At 42.1% G+C, this 18,043-nt stretch carries 21 protein-coding genes and 3 other annotated features; of the genes, 5 read left to right on the forward strand and 16 right to left on the reverse strand.

Going from position 1 to position 18,043, the window contains the following annotated elements; translation table 11 throughout:
* The 3 genes from AM506_RS19405 to AM506_RS19415 form a co-directional block, all read right to left on the reverse strand.
* Positions 1-297, reverse strand: a 297-nt coding sequence (locus AM506_RS19405) for a transposase family protein (protein ID WP_160316899.1), incomplete at its 3' end; no start/stop codon positions are given.
* Between the two features lie 172 nt (positions 298-469).
* Positions 470-667, reverse strand: a complete 198-nt coding sequence (gene cspD / locus AM506_RS19410; protein WP_032088076.1) for a cold-shock protein CspD — start codon at positions 665-667, stop codon at positions 470-472.
* 184 nt (positions 668-851) lie between these two features.
* Positions 852-1,406 carry a DinB family protein gene (locus AM506_RS19415; protein WP_440480359.1) on the reverse strand — a complete coding sequence of 185 codons (555 nt, stop codon included), beginning with the start codon at positions 1,404-1,406 and terminating at the stop codon, positions 852-854.
* Between the two features lie 166 nt (positions 1,407-1,572).
* Between AM506_RS19415 and AM506_RS19420 the strand changes: the two genes are divergently transcribed.
* A complete protein-coding gene (locus tag AM506_RS19420; protein WP_060674465.1) occupies positions 1,573-1,824 on the forward strand; it encodes a DUF2164 domain-containing protein in 252 nt (83 codons plus the stop codon).
* A gap of 39 nt (positions 1,825-1,863) precedes the next feature.
* Here the strand turns inward: AM506_RS19420 and AM506_RS19425 are convergent, their stop codons facing one another.
* Both AM506_RS19425 and AM506_RS19430 read right to left on the reverse strand, forming a co-directional pair.
* On the reverse strand, positions 1,864-2,313 hold the full coding sequence (locus AM506_RS19425) for a hypothetical protein (RefSeq protein WP_060674467.1): 450 nt from the start codon (positions 2,311-2,313) through the stop codon (positions 1,864-1,866).
* 455 nt (positions 2,314-2,768) lie between these two features.
* Positions 2,769-3,386 carry an NUDIX hydrolase gene (locus AM506_RS19430; protein WP_060674469.1) on the reverse strand — a complete coding sequence of 206 codons (618 nt, stop codon included), beginning with the start codon at positions 3,384-3,386 and terminating at the stop codon, positions 2,769-2,771.
* 197 nt (positions 3,387-3,583) lie between these two features.
* Between AM506_RS19430 and AM506_RS19435 the strand changes: the two genes are divergently transcribed.
* The gene (locus tag AM506_RS19435; protein WP_060674471.1) at positions 3,584-4,198 is read left to right on the forward strand and encodes a PH domain-containing protein; all 615 of its coding nucleotides are present in this window, start codon (positions 3,584-3,586) and stop codon (positions 4,196-4,198) included.
* A 35-nt stretch (positions 4,199-4,233) separates the two neighbouring features.
* On the opposite strand, the gene AM506_RS19440 is transcribed toward AM506_RS19435, so the two are convergent.
* On the reverse strand, positions 4,234-5,229 hold the full coding sequence (locus AM506_RS19440; RefSeq protein WP_060674473.1) for a cation diffusion facilitator family transporter: 996 nt from the start codon (positions 5,227-5,229) through the stop codon (positions 4,234-4,236).
* A 145-nt stretch (positions 5,230-5,374) separates the two neighbouring features.
* On the opposite strand from AM506_RS19440, the gene AM506_RS19445 reads away from it, so the two are divergent.
* Positions 5,375-6,436, forward strand: a complete 1,062-nt coding sequence (locus AM506_RS19445) for a DUF3900 domain-containing protein (RefSeq protein ID WP_060674480.1) — start codon at positions 5,375-5,377, stop codon at positions 6,434-6,436.
* Positions 6,437-6,563: 127 nt separating this feature from the next.
* The gene (locus AM506_RS19450) at positions 6,564-7,388 is read left to right on the forward strand and encodes a GNAT family N-acetyltransferase (RefSeq protein ID WP_060674482.1); all 825 of its coding nucleotides are present in this window, start codon (positions 6,564-6,566) and stop codon (positions 7,386-7,388) included.
* A 33-nt stretch (positions 7,389-7,421) separates the two neighbouring features.
* Here the strand turns inward: AM506_RS19450 and AM506_RS19455 are convergent, their stop codons facing one another.
* Both AM506_RS19455 and metG read right to left on the reverse strand, forming a co-directional pair.
* Positions 7,422-7,910: a metallophosphoesterase family protein gene (locus tag AM506_RS19455; RefSeq protein ID WP_060674559.1), complete on the reverse strand. Its 489-nt coding sequence runs from the start codon at positions 7,908-7,910 to the stop codon at positions 7,422-7,424.
* Between the two features lies 1 nt (position 7,911).
* Positions 7,912-9,552 carry a methionine--tRNA ligase gene (gene metG, locus AM506_RS19460; RefSeq protein ID WP_060674484.1) on the reverse strand — a complete coding sequence of 547 codons (1,641 nt, stop codon included), beginning with the start codon at positions 9,550-9,552 and terminating at the stop codon, positions 7,912-7,914.
* 57 nt (positions 9,553-9,609) lie between these two features.
* Positions 9,610-9,872 (reverse strand) — a binding site (T-box leader).
* A 138-nt stretch (positions 9,873-10,010) separates the two neighbouring features.
* Here metG and AM506_RS19465 point away from each other — a divergent pair.
* Positions 10,011-10,598, forward strand: coding sequence for a class I SAM-dependent DNA methyltransferase (locus tag AM506_RS19465; RefSeq protein WP_235576165.1), 588 nt, complete (start codon positions 10,011-10,013; stop codon positions 10,596-10,598).
* Between the two features lie 81 nt (positions 10,599-10,679).
* Here AM506_RS19465 and AM506_RS23020 read toward each other — a convergent pair whose 3' ends face one another.
* From AM506_RS23020 to trpE, 8 genes are all read right to left on the reverse strand, one after another.
* Entirely contained in the window at positions 10,680-10,835 is a 156-nt protein-coding gene (locus AM506_RS23020; protein ID WP_200908472.1) for a hypothetical protein, read from the reverse strand.
* Between the two features lie 146 nt (positions 10,836-10,981).
* On the reverse strand, positions 10,982-11,770 hold the full coding sequence (trpA, locus tag AM506_RS19470) for a tryptophan synthase subunit alpha (protein ID WP_060674488.1): 789 nt from the start codon (positions 11,768-11,770) through the stop codon (positions 10,982-10,984).
* Positions 11,763-12,965 (reverse strand): tryptophan synthase subunit beta, encoded by a 1,203-nt coding sequence (gene trpB / locus AM506_RS19475; RefSeq protein ID WP_060674490.1) that lies wholly within the window; start codon positions 12,963-12,965, stop codon positions 11,763-11,765. Before trpB ends, trpA begins: the two co-directional genes overlap by 8 nt.
* 28 nt (positions 12,966-12,993) lie before the next feature.
* Positions 12,994-13,605, reverse strand: a complete 612-nt coding sequence (locus tag AM506_RS19480) for a phosphoribosylanthranilate isomerase (protein ID WP_060674492.1) — start codon at positions 13,603-13,605, stop codon at positions 12,994-12,996.
* On the reverse strand, positions 13,602-14,390 hold the full coding sequence (trpC, locus tag AM506_RS19485) for an indole-3-glycerol phosphate synthase TrpC (protein WP_060674494.1): 789 nt from the start codon (positions 14,388-14,390) through the stop codon (positions 13,602-13,604). Before trpC ends, AM506_RS19480 begins: the two co-directional genes overlap by 4 nt.
* A complete protein-coding gene (gene trpD / locus AM506_RS19490; protein WP_060674496.1) occupies positions 14,391-15,416 on the reverse strand; it encodes an anthranilate phosphoribosyltransferase in 1,026 nt (341 codons plus the stop codon).
* Positions 15,388-15,999, reverse strand: a complete 612-nt coding sequence (locus tag AM506_RS19495) for an anthranilate synthase component II (RefSeq protein ID WP_060674498.1) — start codon at positions 15,997-15,999, stop codon at positions 15,388-15,390. Before AM506_RS19495 ends, trpD begins: the two co-directional genes overlap by 29 nt.
* On the reverse strand, positions 15,996-17,393 hold the full coding sequence (trpE, locus tag AM506_RS19500; RefSeq protein WP_060674499.1) for an anthranilate synthase component I: 1,398 nt from the start codon (positions 17,391-17,393) through the stop codon (positions 15,996-15,998). The genes AM506_RS19495 and trpE overlap by 4 nt, the downstream gene beginning before the upstream one ends.
* A 73-nt stretch (positions 17,394-17,466) precedes the next feature.
* Positions 17,467-17,710: a binding site (T-box leader), on the reverse strand.
* A gap of 47 nt (positions 17,711-17,757) precedes the next feature.
* Positions 17,758-18,004: a binding site (T-box leader), on the reverse strand.
* Positions 18,005-18,043 lie beyond the last annotated feature (39 nt).

The raw sequence follows: 18,043 nt of genomic DNA on the forward strand, positions 1-18,043 counted from the left end.
CGTTGGTATCGTTCGTTGGTATCGTTTCACAAAGGGATTCTTTTCCGCAAACTTCTTCCCGCAAGGGCAAGCATATCTTCTTCTTTTGTAAAAGATGAGTGTGTGTCTTTCAAACAGCTTTAAATGCTTAATTTTTTGTATACGATAATCGTGAATCTTATAGGTGAAAGTAGCACAAACCGGACATTTGTGAGCTGTAACTGGCATTTCTACATAAACACAAAGTCTCTCTTCCACTTCCTCCATTTTCGTAACCAATGCATCTTCAAAACCCGGTAAAATTATGTTAGAATTCAATATGCACGTATCTCCAATCTATACTTGTTTCTCGACAACTCAAGTATAAAAGACTGGATGATTACGTGCATTTTTTATGTTCAAATTGTGTAAGAACCCCAACAAATATTATAGAACCCAAAAAAGCAGGGTACGTCAGCTGACGTACCCTGCTTGAAATTATACATTTGGATTACTTTTGAACGTTTGCCGCTTGTGGTCCACGAGCGCCTTCAACGATTTCAAATGTAACGTCTTGACCTTCTTCTAATGATTTGTATCCTTCACCTTGGATTGCGGAGAAGTGAACAAAAACATCGTCTTGACCTTCAACTTCGATGAAACCGAAACCTTTTTCAGCGTTAAACCATTTAACTTTACCTTGTAACATAAAACATGTACCTCCTAGTGCAGTTGCACATAAAAATATTTATATTCCTGCTCTGATTAAAATTCAAGACGAATGTTTTTCAATCATGTATATTAATCGAACAAAAATAATTATCTTTACTATAACAGATTCCCCTTCAAAACTCAAGGCGGGAATGGGTCTAATTGTAAAAATATAGTCTAACCTACTCTGCTATCGTAGGTTGATTTTCTTTTGCATATAACTTTTTGATCATCCTTATTTGACCCCTATGATTGATTTCGTCTTCAAAAACATGGAACCATTTAAAGAAGTTATTCCCTTTTTCACCATACCACCAATCTGTTTCGTCATATAGCCATGCTTCGTCCAACTTTTTAAACTGCTCGATTGTACTCTTTCTTGTGCGTTGAAGGTTTTCCAGGTAGTACTCCACAGAATTCCCTTTTATTTTTTCGGCGGCCTTGCTTCCTAAACTTAATGCCGGCTCTAATTCCTCAGCATATGCTTCTATTTCATCATCAGTCCATTGTTCAAATGTCAGTGCCTGATAAATTTTTTCTACTGCATCAAAATGAGCAAGCAGCATCCCAATGGAATTCGCTTCATCATGACAACGGTAATCAAGCACTTTAACCGGCAGATTTTCCACTTCCATAATAGAAGTGAATCTGGCGTAATCCATCATGGAAAGAAGCAGTGAAAAGTCCTTTTTCATTCCGTTTTTTTCTTTGATTAAGTAAATTGAGTTCATTTCCATTTTAAGTCCCCCTCATAGTCTTCTATTATTATATTGGATACCGAATGGAAATCCCCTTTATTTTCAGAGGAAAATCCACAACTCTTTGAACGATGAATTTCTTTACACCTCTCTCTCTTAGGACTTCTTATGTTACGATGGAAGAAACAAAACTGGAGGGGTACTCATGATGTTCACAAAAATACCTAAAGAACAAAGAGATGAAATGATCGGGAGGATTCAGAGTTTTCACTATGAACAAACAGGGGATGAAATCGGGGATTTAGGCGCTGAAAATTGGTTTGACTTCTTTATGAAAGAAATCGGTCCCTTCTTATATAATAAGGGAGTGATGGATTCCAAAGACGTATTAATGGATAAAATGCTTCTACTTGAAGACGATCTTTATGCATTAAAAAGACCAGTAAATCCTAAATAAGCCGTCATACATAGAAAAGGAGCAGGGCTTGATAGCACCCTACTCCTTTTTAATGTCATGAAGAACCTTGTCATCAATGCGGCCATTGTCATTTACGATTTCGATGGTGACAGATTCTTTATCTTCGTTTTCAATTTCGCTTATGATCTTATCGATCTCTTCACTCTTTTTTATTTCTACTGTTTTTTCTACTCTATACTCCTTGGGAGCCTCTCCCTCTTTACGGCTCTTCAGTTCTTCATCTGTATAGATCAAGTCGGTTCCCAATGCATTTTTGATCGTTTTTCCCTGCAGAAAAAAACGGGCACGGAAAGGCGTGTCGGGATCCAAAGCTTCGTCCGTTAATACTCCGGAAAAGGTAAGTGTTTCAGCTTCTTGATTTACCGTTATACTCCCTTTAACAACCATATCTGCTGCATTCCGATTGCATCCGCTTAAAAGGATAGCTAAAAAAAGACCAGCCATCATAACTGTTTTCGATGCTTTCACTCGTTGTCCCCCTTATATGTATGTGCACCATCTATCTTACCAAAAGACCAATAAAATATGCCAGAAACATTTTATTGGTCTTTTGGTAAGATATATTTCAAAAATGGGTCAAATGAAAGGATAGAATGATTCGGTATCCGGAGACTACTTTTTGAGATGCTTATTGCATACTGCCTTCAGGATAAACAATTTTTCCTGTACGCTTAACATCCTCCAGCATTTAGCACGAATGATCATAATAATTCCCCTCTCCTTTTTCCATTTTCTTTCTGTTACTTCTCTTTACCTCCTCTTAACCATTTACAAACCATTCAATTTGCTACATATTGACATACAAAAATACTTTCTCCGACAGATTGTTCTATCGAAAAAAGTATGAAAACGAAACGTATGTCAATCCGTACAGGTAAATGTAGAATTTCTTTTGATCTTTTTTTAAAAACAACTAAAAAAGACTATGGAATAAGTTTTATAAAGTGATGGAGGACGCGGGCGGTGAGGCCCCAGATGACTTTGTCTTCGTAGTAGTAGAAATGTTCTTTCATGTTCCTTGCCTGCCAGTCGTAGTTTTCCCCACCTGGTATTTGTTTATATGGGAAGCTCTCTTCCGGTTCCATTTTAAATTTGATATTATACAATTCCGGTTCTTTTTCACACATGTAAGAGAGCGGGGTTGTGAAAATCTCTTCCACCTCGGCAGCATTTGGGCGCAACTCTTCTAATGAAATATTCAGTTTCCCTACAAAAGGATAGATGATCGTCCCGAATGGGGATACGATATAATCGAGAGGATAAATGTCCGAGATGGATTCCTCTTTTATTCCCAATTCCTCTGACGTCTCCCTTAAAGCAGCTGCCCTCTCATCAGAGTCACTCCTGTCGATTCTTCCACCAGGAAAGCAGATTTCCCCCGGTTGTCTCCGCATATTCAATGAACGGACTTCAAAGAGAACATGAATATCCCCTTTCACTTCGATTAAAGGAAGTAGAATAGCATATTCAGAAAATGTTTCACTCCCTAACACTTTAGGCGTTCTATCTTTGAAACGCATCAGCAGATCGGTCACATCCATTCTATTCCCCCCTTTACGTTAATCTATTCTATGATTTTCTTTATTATAGTATGAACGGAATGAAACACCCAAACCATAAGCGTTCAAATTAGACTCTTCCAGGAATTCCCTTGCCTTCTATGAATCTATGATATACTAATGAAGTCTTATCTCATGGTAAGAAAAGAAAACAATCAGAATCGAAAGGATTTGAAACCATGTTTGGAAAAGTTGCTTCAGACGTATTAGGTTTGAGTGATATTGGTACAGTCATCAAGCCGCAGGATTACGACAAAGCCGATTCGGATGATTACATTATGCATGAAGATGGAGAGAAGATTTACTTCCTGATCAAATCCAAGTCCGATGAATATTGCTTTACAAACAAAGCCCTCATCCACCTTGATGGGACAAGTGCAGCAAGCAAGAAGCGGGTACTCCGCCGCTTGGATTATTACAGGTATCACCTTTCAGATGTCCTTCTTGAAACCGCAGGAACAGTAGATCTGGATGTTGAAATCAAGTTTAAGATCGGTTCGGAAATCTACTCCATCGATGTTCATAAAAAACATTTAGCAGAAGTGAAAGATTTATATAAGTCTCTTATAAAAATTGGTGAAATCACTACTGATAATAGCATTTATTCTGGCTTTGCCAATGAAAGTCTACAACTTGCATCCTCAACATTGGGACAAGTAAAGACAGATGGTGTAAATGTTGTTGAGCAGTTTAAAGAGGTCAATCAATATGCCTTCAATTGGCTGTCGGACAAGAAAAAAGAATTAACCCTCAAAGATTTTGGGTTTGTGTTTGAAAAATTCATTCAAAATTAATCTGCATCCGGCTGAAATCAACAGCCGGATGATCATTACGGAATTTCGGATATATCAGTCCCTCTCCACTCCTGAATACCATTGTCCTCTATGATCCCTAATGTAACATCAGCTATATCCGGATCTGCTATTAATTGATCCTGTATGGCAAACTTAATATCATCCGCTTCTGATAGGGGCAGCCCCTTTTTCAATTCAAGATATGATTCAACATGGTAATAACGCCCTTCCTGCGTGATCCTCATCTTAAAGATATCGATGACCGCTTCATGTTCAAAGATGGCAGAAGCAATTCGGTCCTCCACTTCCTTTGGCGCTGCAACTCCTATCAGACCAACCATATTGTCATATCCGACCCTGAAGGCAACCCCCACCATCAGGAATCCGATCATGATGGTCACAATCCCATCCAATAGTTGAAACGTGGTGAAATAAGAAACAAGGACCGCTATCAAAGCAAGAAGGGCACCTGATACAGCCACCAGGTCTTCATAAAACACAAGCCTTGTTGGGGGCGCTGCACGCTTTACATGCATGAACGCTCCTGTCACAATCCCAGCACCCCTGCTTTCCACGCGGGCTTCCTGACTGATCTCCTTCATCACTTTAAAGAGGATCGTTCCATCAATGAGGATGTTCAAGAGTAACACGGATACATTTATCCATATCCCTTTTACTTCAGCGGGATGTTTGAGTAGATGAAATCCCTCACGAACCGTTTCATAAGCCATGACCGAAACAACGATGACCGCAATCATACAAAATAGATTGATGACACGCCCAAAACCTGTCGGGAACTTTTCGGTTGGCTTCTTCTCTGAAAGAACACTGCCAATAAACACAAACCCTTGATTGACAGCATCGGCTAACGAGTGCATGGCAGAGGCAAACATTGCCCCACTCCCACTGATTAAGAATGCCGCCCCCTTAGCGATTGCAAGGATGCCATTTCCCACCATTGCAAAGAACGAAGATTTATTTCCTTTTTTCACTAAAGTAAAAAATGTTTCATTACTCACCAAGCTCACCACCTTACGTTTTATCCAGCTAAGAGATAGTATCTCTCAATACTCACCTTTCATAAGTCAATTGACGAACCTTTTATGCTTTTCTATACTGTAACAATGAATGTGAAATCATAAGAAATCGAATCTAATCAGGTCAGGAGAACAAATCATGGATTTTACCATACAGCATCTTTCCTTTTATTTAATCCAGGTAGAAGGTAAAGGCGAAGAAGCAGATAAACGACATAAGCACTTTCAAACATTGACCGGGGGTGAGTATGAGGAAAGCCCCCTCAAAAGCTTTCTTGACGGTGAACTGACAAAGATCGTCAAGCGAAAGGTGGACCGGCACTCCAAGTCAGAGTCCACTCCCACTAAAATTGGCCGCTTTGTTGTAGAACCAGGTCATGAGCTTACATCAAATCCAAACTATAATTTATTACATCGAACCCGTTATGCTGAAAGTAAAGAAGATTTTCGTGAAGCATGTGATCAGATTGTTCAAATGTACATAGAAGCAAGCGCTATTCGAGGTGGGGCATTTCTAGTAGCCACCGCAAAGCTCACCAAATTTTTTGATGATCCCTTTTTATTCATAATGAAATGTGATTTTGAACCAAAGGTTGCCACCATTACGGATGAAGCAACCCTGATTCATAATGTGGAAATGGCGATCACGACGAAAAACATGAAATCGATCCAATATCCCTACATGCCTGAAGAAGGGATGATGGATTCTGCGGAGATCAAAATCCATCAAGCATCACACGCCAGGTACTTTGAAGATTTCCTTAAATGGGTGGAGTATGAAAAGTCCATGCCAGAAATCGTGAAGTCCCAAGTGTACGGAATGGTAAAAGAACATATTTCAGAGACGTATGCGGAAGAAAGTGACGAACGGGTCGAATTTGAAGAAGCTGTGGAAGAATGGGCCATAAGCCCGAAGCGTGAACTCCAGGAACGGTTCACGACGGAACAGGTGGTGGAAGCCACTTCACAAATTGTCGAGCAATCCCCTGAAGTGGAGCTGAAGGTGAAACTTGACCATGTTTCTGTAAAAGCCCTTCTTTCAGATTTCGGAGACAGCATTCATTTGGCGAAAGTGAACGGTCGATATGTCCTGATGATTGAAAGCGAGTCCGTTATGTTTGAAAAAGGATTTTCCCCACTTGAATTTCTGAAGCCCGATGAACTCCATGAGGTGATTCAGCGGATACAGGATAAGGAATGAGCTGGAGCCATGTGTACCTACATGGCTTTTTCCTATGTAAAAGCAAAATCCTCTTGTATTAATAATGATCATAAAATAAAATCAAATAAGAAAATTCTTTCTCTTTTCGGGAAAAGGGGGATGACAGATGCTTACTTCTAAACAACTTCAAGATATAAAGGATCTTCAGAATGTTTGCGAGAATTTTGAAGATATACACTTAAAATTGAACTGGGAAATGCTAAAAAAGAGACAGAATGATCAGGATGATTTTCTTCTATACAAGGAGAACCATTTGATCGGATTTTTAGGAATATACGGATTTGGGGATTCGTACGAAATATGTGGTATGATCCATCCTGATTTCCGTCGTCAGCACTTGTTTCAAGAACTGATTCACAGAGCACTCCAATCTTTAAAATCCCGGACGGTCAATAAGCTCTTACTCAATATTCCGGGAACATCGACGTCTGGAAAAGGGTTTATATCACATACGGATGCTGCGTATGATTTCACGGAATGTGAAATGAAATGGAATAAGAAAGAGTTAGTCATCGACCACTCTGTCGGTATAAAAACAGCGGATGAACATGATATCGAGACCATCATCGACCTTGATGAAACATGTTTCGGGGTTGTGAGAAGTGATGCTGAATCTTACACCAAAAGACTATTCGATGAGTCCCCGGCAGGAAATCTCATGATTGTCTTTGATGAAAAAGTTGTTGGAAAGATAAGGGTTCAACGGGCGAATAAGAAGAGCTTCATCTATGGCTTTGCCGTCTTCCCTTCTTTTCAGGGAAAGGGAATCGGAAGAAAAGCATTATCCCAGGTTGTGATGCAGGAATCGAAGTGGACCGATGATATATACCTCGATGTGGCCGCCACGAATTGCAAGGCACTGAAACTTTATGAATCAAGCGGTTTTCAAACATTTTATAGTCAGGAATATTATGAATATCCCATTAAATAAAGAAAGAAAGCACAGTGGCCCCCACTGTGCTATTTACTGATAAAAAATGTGTTCGATTTTCCAGGTTTTTTTGATTGTCAATATACCATGGGAATAGTATGGCAACTTTCGTTTGTCTGTGGGTGACCCTGGATTGAACAATAGGATGCCTTTCATAAAGCGGGAAAAGGGGATATGGGAGTGCCCGAAAATGATTATATCCACATCTTCATCTTCAAAGGCTTCAAGAGCCCTTTTTTCAGTTGTCTTACCCTTTCCGTCCCCGTGAACAATGCCGATCTTCAAGCCTTTCTTCTCAATGATCCTTCTTTTTGGAAGCATGGATTTAAGTTCAACACGATCAACATTCCCCACAACAGCAATCAGCTCCCCGTATTTCTTGAATTCCTCATAAACATCAAAGGTCTGAAAATCTCCCCCATGAATGATGAGGTCACTATCCATCAAGTCATTTCGAAGAGGCTCAGGCAGTCCCCTCTCTTTCCTTGGCATATGGGTGTCGGATACAATCACAATCTTCATTTCATCCTCCTTTTGATTTATCATTCAATTTCTCCCGCTCTATCTCAATGGTTTCAAGTTCGATACGGTTAAAAAGCGGGGAAGGGTTTTTCATACTAAGTTTCAAAGGCAGGGATATCTTCTCCCACGCTGTTTGTACGGAGAGACCCAGCTGTTCCGTTAATCTGGTTGCAGTGAAAGGTAAGAAGGGCTCAAGGATATTTCGCAGATTGCATATTATATACATGAACTCTTCCAATACCTTCTTGCCTTCTTCTCGATCTTCTTTTACCAATACCCATGGCCTCTGTTCATCAAATCGTTTATTCGACCATCGTATGAATTCAAATATCTCTTCAAGGCCCTGACGAGTGCTTCCTGCTTCAATCCAATGACCAACTGACGTGTATACCTCTTCCACTTTCCTTTCGACAAAGGCATCTGTCGTGGATAAAACAAGATCCCCACCAAATTGCTTCTCGTAGAATTTCACCGTGCGCTGTACGAGATTCCCTAAGGCCCCCAGCAGTTCACTATTATGGCTGTAAATGAATTCTCTCCAGGAAAAATCCGCATCCCTTTTTTCAGGAGCATTGATGGTGAGAAAATAGCGAATTGTATCGGGATGGTAGTCAGTCAGGAGGTCCTTCACCCAGACAGCCCAATTACCACTGGTTGAGATCTTTCTTTTCTCTAAGGTCAAATATTCATTTGACACGATGTAATCGGGTAAATTCGATTCTCCAATCCCCATCAGAACCGCTGGCCATATGATCGTGTGAAACGGAATATTATCTTTTCCATGTACATAGTATGACCTCGTATCTGGTTGCCAGTAATCAGTCCAGTCCTCCCGGTGGTCTGCTGCCCATTTCTTTGATGCAGTCAGATAACCACTCACCGCTTCGATCCAAACGTAGATTTTCTTGTCAAGGAAACCTTCGACCGGGACTTCCACCCCATTTTCTAAATCCCTTGTGACGGGTCGATCCTGAAGTCCTTCTTTCAGATATCTGCTGGTAAGCTGGATCGCATTATCCCTCCACCTTCCTTTCTGTTCGTTCAGGAACTCCTCCAGCGGCCTTTGAAGATTGGAAAGAGCAAAGTACAAGTGACGAGTCTTTCTAAGAGCCGGCTCATGCCCGCAGAGTGTACAGATTTTATCCAATAATTCCGACGGATCCAGCACAGTCGAGCAGTTATCACATTGATCTCCCCTTGCCTTCGAAGCACAAACGGGGCAGGTTCCCACCACAAATCGATCAGGCAGGAATCGATGATCATTCACACAATAAACTTGCTCCACTTCCTTTTCATATAACCATCCTCTATCATAAAGCCTGGTAAAGATCCTTTGCACCTCTTCATGATGATGTGGATGATCGGTTCTCGTGTACTCGTCATAGCTGAATCCAAGGGATTGAAAGGAATGGCCAAATTCCTCATGATAGCGGTCCGCTACCTCTTCTACACTGATTCCTTCCTGCCCCGCCCGGATTCCGATCGGTGTCCCATTACAATCGCTTCCTGACACATAGAGAACCCTCTCTCCTTTCAACCGGTAATAACGTGCAATGATATCCCCCGGCAACAAAGCTGCAATATGCCCCAAATGCAAGGAACCGTTGGCATATGGCCAAGCCCCTCCTATAAAAACAGTCATTATGTTTTCCTCCTCTAAATAAATAAAAACCCCTCGTCCCATAGACATCATAAGACATCTAAGGACGAGGGGTTAAGCTCGTGGTACCACCTTAATTTATAGCTTGCTCACACAAACTACCTCAACAAGTACGGGGCAGGAAAAGCCCTTATACCGTGGCAGTGATAACGGACGCCCATCCCCGTTCTATCCTACACCAGGAAGGTTCGAATAGAATGCTCCGAGACCATTTTCCATAGGAAACTCCCTGCTTCTTTTCAGCTTCCGAAGCTCTCTGATAAGGGGCTTTCACTACGTACTCAACTCATCAACGCAAATTAGATTTTATTATATTATGCCACTCTTTCAAAAAACCGCAACACTTTGTACAGGTTTTATTTCCCCGGTTTCGTGGAAGAGTGAAAGATAGAACATTTATTTGAAAGAATAGAAAAAGAGGTGATGGCCCATTGTTTACGATGCAGAAACAATTTAAGCGTCCGAAAGGAATCCTTGGCTGGTTTGTAGGGAAAGTAATGGAGTTTGATAATCGAAAGATCAACAACTGGTCCATCAAAAAGCTCTCCATCAAAAATGGCGAACGAATCCTTGAAGTGGGATACGGTCCAGGATATTGTATCAAGCGAATGACTGATCGATTCCCTGATACCTTTGTCGACGGGGTCGATCTTTCCGAAACAATGAAAGATACAGCACAAAGTAAGAATCAGCAAGCTGTAGAGAAAGGCAGGGTTCGTCTGTTTGTTCAGGATATCAGTCAATTCGAATTGGGCAAAGTCCAATACGATCGAATTTTTTCCGTCAATAATTATCCACTTTGGAAGGACCAAATGAAATCACTTCATCATTTATACAGTATGTTAAAAGAGGGCGGAACCCTTCTCATTACCGTCCAGCCCCGCGGAGAAGAAGAAACCGATGGCAGGGCCCGCCGCTATGGTGAAGAGATTTCTCAAGCTTTACAGGATGCGGGCTTTAAAGACATTACACTTTCATATAAAAATGTTAAACCGGCTTTGACTGTTTGTGTGAAGTGCGTGAAGTAAAAACAAACCACCGAATGACTTGACTATCTCCCCTGATCTTCAAAGAAACAGCCGGCCTTTTAAAGACCGGCTGTACTTTTTTTATTCTTCAGTGCTACTTTCATCTGTGTTACTTTCTTCATCCATGTTCTCTTCCGTACCTGTGTCATCTTCTGAGTCGCTGCTGCATCCGGCTGCAAATGTTACTACTGATAGAGCTGTCATGAACATTAATAACCACTTTTTCATGTTTTTCATTTTAATAGCCTCCTGTTATGATGCGTTGTTCAACTACATCTCTATCATACTGTTTTTTCAGAGTATGAGAAGGCTATTTACCTTTATTTAACATTCATTTAGATTCTGTTCATCTACTTCTTCATTTTTTTACAAAATGGATGATTTCACGAGTGAAGAATCCCTTTCGATGCCCCGATTAATTTCTTGATTTCATCAAATGAGCCTTGTTGGATAAGGTCTATGATCTTACTTCCAACCACTACCCCATCACAGCTTTCACTCATGCTGCGAACATGTTCGGGGCTGGATATCCCGAATCCTGCCAGAACCGGAACCGGACTGTTGCTCTTAAGCTTGTTTAAATGACGGGATATATTCTCGGCAAACCCCTCTCTTGTGCCTGTAATCCCATTAATCGTGACGGCATAGAGGAACCCTTCTGTCACAGTGGCTAATTCCTTCACTCTTTCCAATGGACTGGTGAGGGTTGCCAATTGGATAATGGCTATTTCTTTTTCCTTTGAAGGCAGCTTAACCAGATCGTAATGCTCCAGAGGAAGATCGGGAATGATCACCCCGTCCACACCAGCCTTTTTACAATCTTCGAAGAAGCGTTCTACTCCATATTTGTAAATCGGATTGATATAGGTCATAAATATCAGGGGAATCCCAATCTCTTCTCTTCTTTCATTCAATTCATCGAACACTTTACGAAGTGTGGTTCCCTTCTCCAGCGCTCTTTTACCCGCTTCTTGAATCGTCGGGCCATCGGCAACGGGATCAGAGAACGGAATACCGACTTCAATGGCCGTCGCTCCACCTTCTTCAAGTTTCTTTAAAGTTGTTATCAATGTGTCTATGCCTCCGTCTCCCGCCATTATATAGGGAATGAACAGCTTATTCCCCCGTTTTAATTCGGCTTCAAGGCTGCTTTCCAGAAATACCTTACCCATGCTGACTACCTCCCAATATGTCTTTTACTTGTTCAACGTCTTTATCCCCTCTCCCAGATAAACATATGACGATTGATTGGTCCTTCGTCATGCCTTCAGCCATTTTCACCGCATGGGCAACGGCATGGGAGCTTTCGAGTGCAGGAATGATTCCTTCAGTCTGTGATAATTGTCTAAATGCTTCCAACGCTTCACCGTCAGTAATGGATGCATAACGGACTCTGTCAATCTCTTTCAAGTAGCTGTGCTCTGGTCCCACACCAGGGTAGTCAAGTCCAGCTGAAATGGAATGGGCTTCCTGTACCTGCCCTTCTTCATTTTGAAGGAGATACATCATGCTTCCATGAAGGATCCCGACAGATCCTTTCGTTAAGGTGGCAGCATGCTTCTCTGTTTCAATACCGCTTCCGGCTGCCTCAACGCCATATAACTCCACCTCTTGGTCCTCAATAAACGGGTGGAACATTCCAATGGCATTGCTTCCTCCTCCGACACACGCCACAATGGCATTTGGGAGACATTTTTCTTTTTCAAAGAATTGTTTCTTCGTTTCTTTCCCAATGACACTTTGGAAGTCCCGGACCATCTTCGGAAAGGGATGTGGACCTAAAACGGAACCCATGATATAGTGAGTGTCCTCTACATTGGCGACCCAGTAACGAAGCGCTTCATTGACGGCATCCTTCAGTGTGGCACTTCCCTGGGGGACGCTGATTACCTTTGCACCGAGCAACTCCATTCTGAATACATTCAGCTTCTGCCTGCGAATATCTTCCGCACCCATGAAAATGACACAATCAAGGTTTAATAAAGCACATACGGTGGCAGTTGCGACCCCATGTTGGCCGGCTCCTGTTTCCGCTACCACTTTTCTTTTCCCCATCCGTTCAGCAAGCAGGGCCTGACCGATGGTGTTGTTGATTTTATGTGCACCGGTGTGATTAAGATCTTCCCGCTTCAGATAAATTTTGGCTCCTCCTACCTGCCTACTAAGATTTTCTGCAAAGTAGAGAGGATTTTCCCTTCCTACATAATCTTTTAAGTAGCTTTGCAACTTTTCTTGAAAATGTTCGTCCTTGACTGCTTCATCGTAAGCAGACTCAAGTTCCTGAACAGCTTTCATCAATGATTCGGGAACGAATCTCCCACCGAATTGACCGAATAGACCTTTTTGATCTGGTTGTGCATATAACATTCTTCTTCCTCCATTCATTGTCTTCATTTTATACAAGTACCGATTTTGCTTCCCTGATGAATGCTTCTATCTTTAACCTGTCCTTCTCCCCATCCGTCTCAACCCCACTCGAGACATCCACCATAGAGGGACGGACCTTGATGATGGCTTCCCTGACATTGTCCGGATTTAATCCTCCTGCAAGAATCAGATGGTGGGGAATGTTGATCGAATGTGCATAATCCCAATTGAAGGTGGTGCCATTGCCTCCACGATGCGGGCCCTTTCCGCTATCCAACAAAATCATCTCACCAGGAAATTTTTCAATCCCGTCTATATCTTTTCTTTCCTTCACGGAAATCGCCTTGATAAAAGGAAGATTGAGAGTTTCACAGAATTCCACTGATTCATCCCCGTGCAGCTGCACATAATCGAGCTGCACGAGATGAAAGATTTCTTCCATTCTTTCTTTTGATTCATTTACAAATACACCGATTTTCAATAAATCTGAAGAAATGGATTTGCTGATCTCCGCCGCTTTTTCTACATTAACTTTCCTTTTACTATCGGCAAACACGAACCCTATGGCATCAGCTCCCGCTTCTAATGCCCACTCGGCTTCTACCTGTCTTCTGATGCCGCACACTTTGACTTTCGTCATATCATCTCACCTTTTTTAACCTGAAGAGCGGAGAGGGTAGCTGCAGGATCATTACTCTTCATTAATGTTTCCCCGACGAGGATCCCTTGTGCTCCAGCGTCTTTCACTCTCCCTGAATCTTGTTCATCCTTTATTCCGCTTTCACTTATGAGTACCACTTCCCTGTCCTTTACCATAGAGGCCAGTGATTCAGTGATGAGAAGGTCTACTTCAAAGGTTTTCAGGTTACGATTATTTACGCCGATGATGGTAGCACCGACCTCTAATGCCTTCACCATTTCTTCCTCATTGTGAACTTCTACGAGAACCTCCAACTCAAGGTTTGATGCATAAGAATATAATTCTTTCAGTCTGGGGGGCTTCAGGGCTGCCACGATTAATAGAATGACATCCGCCCCTGCATCTTTCGCACGATCGATCTGTATTTCATCAATGATGAAGTCTTTGCAAAGAATCGGAATTGATACTGCACGACGAACATTTGCAAGATCCTCCATTCGCCCTTTAAAAAAAGGTGTATCGGTCAAAACAGATATGGCACAAGCTCCTGCCTCTTCATATGCGACAGCTTGCTTCACCGGATCCACTCCGGTCCTTATATCTCCTTTTGAAGGGGATGCCCGCTTAATCTCTGCTATCACTTGCAGTGTCTGTGCAGATTTTAATGATTGATACAGTGATGGAACCTGAATATTTCCAGTTTGATAGGATGTATAACCATTCCGTTTTAACTCCTTCACTTCTTCTTTCTTCTTTTCGAGTATGGTGTCAAGAATGGTAGACAATTAAATCACCTGCTTTCGACGTTGTTGACTGTAATGCACCAGGGCTTGGAGCTTCTCGTTTGCCCTCCCGCTTTTGATACTTTCTCTTGCAAGCTTTACCCCTTCTGCAATGGTTGGGGCTTTCCCATGGGCGAACAATGCGATCCCTGAATTGAATAGGACCGTATCTGTGCAGGCACCCTCCTTCCCTTCCAGGACATCCCGTAAAATGCGGGCATTGTCCCTTGCATCACCGCCTCTAATTTCTTCAAGTGAGTAAGCAGGAAGGCCAACCTCCTCTCCCGAAATCGTGAAAGGAGTCGTTATCCCGTTCTCTAAAAGGACGAGATGATTTTCACCTGCCAATGAAGCTTCGTCCATGTAATCTGCACCGTTCAGTACGATTGCCCGTTTTCTTCCTAATTCATGTAGAACATTCGCCATCATTTCTAATTTATCCCTACGGTAAACCCCGACAAGCTGGGTTTCCAATTGAACCGGATTTGTCAATGGACCAATGAGATTAAATATAGTGGGGATCTTCAATTCCTTCCGAACTTTCATAATTTTTTTAAGTCCTGTATGGATATGTGGCGCATAAAGAAAGGCGATATTGGTTTCATTCAACAGACTTTCCACGTCATGTGCCTGGAAATCGAGACAGACGCCGAGATTTTCAAGCACATCGGCACTTCCCGTTTTGCTGGAAATACTTCTGTTTCCATGCTTAGCGACTTTTACACCTGCACCTGCAAGGACAAATGCACAAGTCGTACTGATATTAAAACTATGGGAGCCGTCTCCCCCTGTTCCGCAATTATCCATTACTCCTTTCAGCGTACTTTCTATCGGCATTGCATTTTCCCTCAACACTTCTACAAGAGCAGTGATTTCATCCACTGTTTCCCCCTTCATTTTTAACAGGGTCAGGAATCCGGCAATCTGACTTTCTGATGTTTCGTCAAGAAGCAATTCCTTAACCGCTCCCCTCATCTCATCTCTCTCTAATGAATGACCGTCAGATAACGCTTGAAGATAGTTTTTCACGGCTATTCTCCTTCCTCATCTCGTCTATAAAATTTTGAATGATTTTCTTTCCTGTTTTCGTTCCGATGGATTCTGGATGAAATTGAACTCCAAACAAAGGATATCTCATATGCTTGATGGCCATGATCTCTCCATCATCCATTGAAATGGCCACCGTCTCCATTGGTTCTGGAAGAGTCCCATTTTTAATGACAAGCGAATGGTATCTCATCACTTCCACCGGTTGCGTCAAGTATTCGAATACCCCTTCACCACTATGTTTAATAAGTGAGGTCTTTCCATGCATGACCTTCCCGGCTACTTCAATGGTTGCCCCAAATGCTGCCCCGATTGCCTGATGACCGAGACAGACACCGAGAATCGGCACACTAGCGTGAAGATTCTGTATAATGGAGATGCAAATACCCGCATTATCAGGCTTTCCGGGTCCAGGGGAAAGGATGATCCCCGAAGGATTCAATTTTTTAATTTCTTCCAAGGAAATTGCATCATTCCGTCTGACCACTACCCTTTCTCCAAGTTCTTCAATATATTGATACAGGTTATACGTAAACGAATCATAGTTATCAATGAGTAAAATCATCCCGTTACCTCCAATAATGATTTCGCTTTATTCAGCGTTTCTTCATATTCACATTCAGGATCTGAATCATACACGATTCCTGCCCCTGCTTGAACATTGGCAATGCCATCTTTCACGACCATTGTGCGGATCGCCAGGGCGAAATCCAGATTCCCGTTCACCCCTATATATCCGACAGCACCTGAGTATACTCCACGTTTCGTCGTTTCGAGTTCATTGATGATCTGCATCGCCCTGATCTTCGGTGCCCCGCTCACCGTTCCTGCAGGCAAACAGCATGTTAATGCTTCAAGCGGGGTCACATCATCCTTCAATTTCCCCTTCACCTCTGAAACGATGTGCATCACGTATTTATACCTCTCAATGGTTAAGTACTTGGTTAAATCGATGGATCCGATTTCACAAATCCTTCCCAGGTCATTCCTGCCTAAATCGACGAGCATTCGATGCTCTGCCATTTCCTTTTCATCGGATAATAGCTCCCTCTCAAGCTTTACATCTTCTTCAGCTGTATTCCCTCTCTGTCTTGTACCTGCAATTGGATTCGTAGTGATCTGGCTGCCCTGTACCTTCAGCATGCTTTCAGGTGATGCACCCAATACGACGTATTCTTCGAAATCGATAAAAAACATATAGGGTGACGGGTTTGACTGCCTCAAGCCTCTATAAAATGTAAAAGGATCACCGGTAAAGGAAGCCTGCAGTCTTTGGGAAATCACCACTTGAAAGATTTCTCCTTCCTGTATCGACTGCTTCGCTCTTTCCACTTTCTCCATGAATTCATCCTTTGACGTTCGAGCATGAAAGGAAAGACGATCCAGTTTTTCTTTGTGTGTGTCCAAATACACGTTTGTCAGCTCGGCTTCGACTTCTTTCACTTTCTCCTGAAGATCCCCTTCCATTTCTTCTGTCCATTCATTCATGACAACGATGTATACTTTATGCTCAAGATGATCGAAGACGATGACCTTTTCATAGAACATGAGATGAATGTCTGGCATCTCCAATTCGTCATCTGGCGTGATTCCGATTTCCTCGTATTGTCTGATCACATCATATCCTAAATATCCAATCCCTCCCCCTGTGAATGGAAAGGGTGCTTCTTCTAGAAGATAGTGGGGAATAAGGGTTTGAATTATTTCAATGGGGTCCCCTATCCGCTCCTCTACTTGATCAGTAGAGGCTTTTATCATCTGTACGGTATTTCCATAAACCTTACATTCCAAAAACGGATCGCTTCCCACAAATGAATAGCGACCGGATTGTTCGTGTTTCAGCGAACTCTCCAATAAAAATTTCTTTTTTCCCTTCAAGGATTGAAAGAGTGATATCGGTGTGTACATATCTCCATTCAATTCTTTCACAACATAGTTCAAATCCTGATGCTTCATCATTAAAATCCTCCAATTCGCTTTCACCTTTTAAAAAGCCCATAAAAAAAGTCCCCTATGAACAGAAAAACTGTTCATAGAGGACGATGCTGACCGCGGTGCCACCTCTATTGGGATATACCTATATCCCCTCTTGATTCAAGTACGGGGTGTAACACCCGATACTCTATCCTTTTAACGGTGGAAATCCGTACGACCCTACTTCATTCGGATCATCTCTCATAAGTCCATTCCAGACAAGCTATCATGCTAAGGTCTCACTGTCCTTAACTCCCTGTTATGCATCACTTGAATGTACTCCTCTTATTCAACGATTTAACATTATGAAATTATAAAAAAAAGGCATCCCGATCCATTTCTTATAAAAAGAAAGGACGGGATACCCGTGGTGCCACCTTTGTTGACTGCTCATGCAGTCCACTCAATCGTATCGGAGCAGAATGCTCTAATACGCGTCTTTTGTAACGATAAGACATTCGCCAAAGCCTACTTCCCTAAGGTTTCGGTTTGGAAGCTCGGAAGTCCATTCCCTAAGACCGATCACACTGGTTCACACCAACCACCAGCTCTCTGAAGTGTCAATCATAGGTACTCCTCTTCGTCAAAGCTCTTCGCTCATTTAATTAATTGTTTATTATACTAATCGCTTTTTT

Source organism: Rossellomorea vietnamensis (assembly GCF_001305855.1).
In the GTDB taxonomy this organism is placed as follows: Bacteria; Bacillota; Bacilli; order Bacillales; family Bacillaceae_B; genus Rossellomorea; species Rossellomorea vietnamensis_A.